This is a genomic window from Halomonas sp. 3F2F (assembly GCF_014897805.1).
GTDB lineage: Bacteria > Pseudomonadota > Gammaproteobacteria > Pseudomonadales > Halomonadaceae > Vreelandella.
The window spans coordinates 1-4859 of sequence record NZ_JABUZE010000151.1 but is presented as its reverse complement, the minus strand read 5'-3'; the positions used below and the strand labels follow the sequence as shown (position 1 = coordinate 4859).

General features: G+C 56.9%; 5 protein-coding genes and 1 pseudogene. 5 read left to right on the top strand and 1 reads right to left on the bottom strand.

Features of this window, described 5'->3' with window-relative positions; translation table 11 throughout:
- Nucleotides 1-195 precede the first annotated feature (195 nt).
- From INT21_RS16190 to INT21_RS16175, 4 genes are all read left to right on the top strand, one after another.
- Nucleotides 196-885, top strand: a complete 690-nt coding sequence (locus tag INT21_RS16190; protein WP_193085468.1) for a hypothetical protein — start codon at nt 196-198, stop codon at nt 883-885.
- Complete coding sequence (locus INT21_RS16185; RefSeq protein ID WP_193068249.1) at nt 834-1463, top strand: hypothetical protein; 630 nt, start codon at nt 834-836, stop codon at nt 1461-1463. The genes INT21_RS16190 and INT21_RS16185 overlap by 52 nt, the downstream gene beginning before the upstream one ends.
- Nucleotides 1463-1750 (top strand): hypothetical protein, encoded by a 288-nt coding sequence (locus INT21_RS16180; protein WP_193068248.1) that lies wholly within the window; start codon nt 1463-1465, stop codon nt 1748-1750. Before INT21_RS16185 ends, INT21_RS16180 begins: the two co-directional genes overlap by 1 nt.
- A gap of 478 nt (nt 1751-2228) precedes the next feature.
- Nucleotides 2229-3008 carry an Rpn family recombination-promoting nuclease/putative transposase gene (locus tag INT21_RS16175; protein ID WP_193068437.1) on the top strand — a complete coding sequence of 260 codons (780 nt, stop codon included), beginning with the start codon at nt 2229-2231 and terminating at the stop codon, nt 3006-3008.
- On the opposite strand, the gene INT21_RS20610 is transcribed toward INT21_RS16175, so the two are convergent.
- Nucleotides 3005-3166, bottom strand: a complete 162-nt coding sequence (locus INT21_RS20610) for a hypothetical protein (RefSeq protein ID WP_264299092.1) — start codon at nt 3164-3166, stop codon at nt 3005-3007. The genes INT21_RS16175 and INT21_RS20610 overlap by 4 nt on opposite strands.
- On the opposite strand from INT21_RS20610, the pseudogene INT21_RS16170 reads away from it, so the two are divergent.
- Nucleotides 3101-4859, top strand: a pseudogene (locus INT21_RS16170) (hemagglutinin repeat-containing protein); the annotation flags it as partial. The gene INT21_RS20610 and the pseudogene INT21_RS16170 sit on opposite strands and share 66 nt — an antisense overlap.

The window sequence follows — 4859 nt, the reverse complement described above, 5'->3', positions numbered from 1 at the left end:
GTATTACATTCTTGAGATGTCCATCGTTACTGGGCAAGATCAGAAAGCGTCAGAAAAGACGTTCAGGCCCAAGCCGCGATTACCCAAGAGTTTGGGTCGCGGGCGAGCAAGGAATGGGGGGATTATGCCAGCCAACAGGAAGCCCAGTTATGGCGTGAGGCACAAAACGCCACAGATCCTGAAACACGTGCTGCATTGCTGAAAGAAGCGGCACGTTGGGCGGAAGGCGGCGCTTACCGCACCTCGGGCCATACGCTGCTCGGCTTGGCCGGTGGCGGTGTAGACGGTGCCAGTGGTGCACTCACCAGCGCCATGCTGATGCCGGAAGTGGAGCGTCTCACGAATGACATGGATCTACCGGATGGGGTGCGCCAAGGACTAGAGTCACTGACGGCCACCCTGGCCGGTGCGGCGACAGGTGGCAACCAGGGTGGTGCAATGGCGTTCAATCTCGATGCCAATAACCGCCAACTGCATAGTTTCGAGCAATCCTTGGCGGAAGAGCTAGCCGAAGGCAGCGAGTACACGCCAGAGCAGATCGCCGATGCCCTCAGGGCCATGCATAACGATGAGTTGGAAGAAAGCCCCGGCTCCAACCTTATTGTCGACTTACAAGACGAAGACGCCGTTGATGACACCTACTTCGATTATGGCGGTGAGTGGATCGGGACAGACGGCGAAGACAACACCATGCGCTATCTGATTCAGATGATACCGGAGAACACGCCGCCTGAGCTGATCAGCTACATCATCGAACAGACGGGGGGGAAGGCTCACCGTATCGGGCATGGGAGCCGTCAACCTCATCGGCCTATCCAGCGCGTGAAAAGATATTGCAATACCCCTATGGCGTTGCCCAGGCGGCAGGCCTTCCTTACAACCTGAACGATACGGACACCAGAACACTTGAGCAGATGAAAGAGGATCAGGACTCCTTCAGCCGAGGCATGGCCAGTATGGCGGCAATACCTGTGATGGCACCCTATACTGCCGCCACAATGGCCTTTCGCGGTGCGGCCGGGCTCTTTGCCACCGGGGCGGGCTTCGATGCGGCGGGTCAGATGGTGCAAGGCGGGGAGTATCGCCCAGGCCAAACCCTGGCGGCGGGCAGCACAGCACTGGTATACGGGCCACTGGCCGGGCGAAATCCCTGGGGAAATGCCGCCGTGGGCGGGGCAGCAGGGGGCTCGCTGACCTCAGTAACCAACTGGCTTTATGATGAGGATAAGTCGATACCGCTAAGTACTGTCTTGGGTGCGGGAACAGCTGGGGGAGGTACAGTGCTGGGTGAGTTTATAAAGCGAGACTCCAGTCGGTTAGCCTCACCCTATCTGCAGATGCCGGCAGCCTTCGGTGTCTCATTGCCCAATAAAGATGCCGTCTCGAAAGCAACTGAAACGACCATCAGCAATTTGCCATCATTTATTTCCTTGCCAGATGCCAATGACAAGGAGGGGCGGTAATGCAGAGCAATGATGAGTATTTCAAATGGTCATCATTTGCCAAGCGGCAGGCCAAGTTGACATTGGTTGTCGCGACTTTAGTTCTATTTCTATGGAACAGCGTGGCTATTGGAGAGTGGGCTTATGCGTTGTTCGGTGGTGAGTTAAGAGGTTATGGCCCACCGGAGCAGCGTTGGCATCGTGTGTTGGCAATGGGATTTGTGGGCATGTATATCCTTGGTACGGTGCTTGGCATTATCAATATGTGGCGATATCGGAAGTACCCAGAACTCTACGATGATAAATAGAGCGTGTCGTCAGGACCCGTGACCGAGTCACGCCAAGCAATAACACCATCACCCTACGCAGCAACACGGACGTTGCTGCATTGATTTGCAGGGAAGGCATGGCGTGTCTTGCCTGGCGGTAGCGTGGCGATAAAAGGGCTCAGCCTACTGGAATGCGCTGCTGACCATCACTCGCCATGCTACCCTGCCACTATAGAATTAACAGGGACGCGTTATGGCCACCCATCACCACGATACCGGCTACAAGGAACTGTTCAGCCACCCGAGTTCGTTGAGCAACTGATTGAAGGGTTTGCGCCTGCCGAGATTGCCGGATTAATGAACTTCACCACCCCGTCATTCCCGAGTGGGGTAATCGGGAATCCATCTTGAACTTGACCTTTCTAGCGACGGCTCCTGCCTAAGGTGAAATCCAACCCCAAGGTCAAAATGGATTCCCGCTAAGGGCATGCGGGAATGACGGTGGCAGGGGGCGGGCATGGTGGCTATGAATGTATTAGGCATATTCCAGTCATCGGTTGACCGCAGCATGCCGATTCGGCTGATGCACTACGTCGCCTGCTTTTACAGTGAACTACTCAAACAGAAGGTCATTACGCCCAGCCAGGGCCTGCCACCGGTATTTCTGGTGGTGCTGTACAATGGCTCAAAACCCTGGACAGCCCCACTGGATATTTACGCCATGGTGCAGCCGGAACCGCCGGCTTTCCTGCAGGTCTATCAACCGCGTCTACGCTATTTTCTGATCGATGAAGGGCGCTATACTAATGAAGAATTGGGTTTACGCCAGACACCGCTCAGCGGTGTGTTCGGGGTAGAAAACGCCGGAGAAAGCTGGGAAGCCCTGCAGAACGCTGTGGATCGGGTCGTCGCCATTATTCAGACTGACCCCAACAAAGAGCGTATCGACCGGATTATCACCCGCTGGCTCAAGCGGCATTTGTACCGGCTAGGCACAGAGGTCAATCTGGACCGGCTCGACAGCTTGATGGAGGACAAAGACATGTTGGCAGAGAATTTAGAAAACCTGGTCAAGAAAGAACGCCTGGAAGGGCGGCAGGAAGGTGAGCAGTCTGGTATTGAGAAAGGACGTTTGGCTGAAGCGCGCGAGGTGGTACGCACCCAACTCACGTTCAAGTTTGGTGAGGTGCCTGACTGGGTAGAAGCACAGCTTGTGCAAGCCGACCATGACCAGTTGAAAGGCTGGATGCGCGACGTGCTGTTCGCCAATCGCCTGGATGATATGTTCAAGCGCTAGCTTTCCAAGCGCTCGGTTAAGGAGACGGCCGCGCCAAGGGCCACGGCAATGGTGACAGTACCTTCTTCAACAACACCCAGCTCAGCGCAGGCAACCAAGTCATCCTCACCAGCGGTGGCGACACCACCCTCAAAGGCGCGGTGGTCAGCGCCCCGCAAATCACCACCAACATCGGCGGCGACCTGACCATTGAAAGCCTGCAGGACACCGCCGTCCACAACGAACGCCACTCAAGCAGTGGCTTCGGTGCCAGCATCCCGCTAACCGGCGGCACACCCTCGCTCAACCTTGACCTTAGCCGCACGAAAATCAATAGCGACTTCCAAAGCGTCAATGAGCAAAGCGGCCTGCGCGCTGGCGACGGCGGCTTCCAGGTCAATGTCGGCGGCATCACCAAACTCACCGGCGGTGCCATCACCAGCACAGACGTGGCGATTGACGACGACCTCAATACCTTCACCACTGCCGGGCAAACCGCCAGCGAGGCACTGGAAAGCGGTGCACTCACGTTAACCGACCTTGCCAACAACGCCACCTATGAGGCCGAAAGTATCAGCGTTGGCCTCAGCAGTGGTGGAAATGATAGCGGTGAAAGCAGTATCGGACTCTCCGGCATCGGCACCGGCACCGGCCGCGACGACGGTAAGGCAAATAGCACCACGGTTGCCGCCATCAGCGGCCTGGCAGGCAATCAAAACGCCAGAACCGGCGACGCAGACACCGGCATTGCCCCGATCTTCGATGCCGACCGCGTCAGACAAGACGTTGAGGCTCAAACCACGATTACCCAGGAGTTTGGGGCACAAGCCAGTCAAGCCTGGGGCGATTACGCCAGCCAACAGGAAGCCCAGTTATGGCGTGAGGCACAAAACGCCAGTGATCCTGAAACGCTGCTCAAAGAAGCATCACGTTGGGCGGAAGGCGGCGCTTACCGCACCTCGGGCCATACGCTGCTCGGCCTGGCCGGTGGCGGTGTGGACGGAGCGACGGGAGCACTGACCAGTTCAGTGCTCATGGCAGAAGTAGAACGTCTCACGGATGAGTTGAATCTACCGGACGAGGCGCGCCAAGGGCTTGAATCGCTCACCGCGACCCTGGCCGGTGCAGCGACAGGCGGCACCCAGGGGGGCGCGATGGCGTTCAATCTTGATGCCAATAACCGCCAGCTACACAGCTTCGAACAATCCTTGGCGGAAGAGCTAGCCGAAGGCAGCGAGTACACGCCAGAGCAGATCGCCGATGCCCTCAGGGCCATGCATAACGATGAGTTGGAAGAAAGCCCCGGCTCCAACCTTATTGTCGACTTACAAGACGAAGACGCCGTTGATGACACCTACTTCGATTATGGCGGTGAGTGGATCGGGACAGACGGCGAAGACAACACCATGCGCTATCTGATTCAAATGATACCGGAGAACACCTCACCGGAGCTGATCAGCTACATCATCGAACAGACGGGTGGGGAAGGCTCGCCCTATCGGGCACCTATCTATCAGCTACCCCCGGAAGAGGCAGCCCCTGGTCAGCCGCGAGATCGCCTAACGGGTCGACCGCTGGATGAAGAAGGCCGTTATACGGTCAGCTATGTGGTGGATGGAAAAATCCATCACGTGAAGCATTTTTCATGCGGAACGCCAGAATGTAACGCTCAGGGTGCCAACGTTGATTACAGCGATCCTGCTGCGCAGGCATGGGAGAGGGCTGTGGATGCCAAGGCGTTGGATGATGCTAGCAGGGCTATGACAGCTGGGGTAGTAATGACGCCGGTTGGTGCTTTAGGGCAAGGGCTTGCTATATCGGGGAGTGTGGCAGGGCAAACGCATGAAAGATTTCATCCAGCCAATATCGTCG

Excerpts from the sequence above, each read along its gene's own strand:
- INT21_RS16175 (WP_193068437.1), top strand. The coding sequence starts at position 2,229 with ATGGTGGCTATGAATGTATTAGGCATATTCCAGTCATCGGTTGACCGC.
- INT21_RS16180 (WP_193068248.1), top strand. The coding sequence starts at position 1,463 with ATGCAGAGCAATGATGAGTATTTCAAATGGTCATCATTTGCCAAGCGG.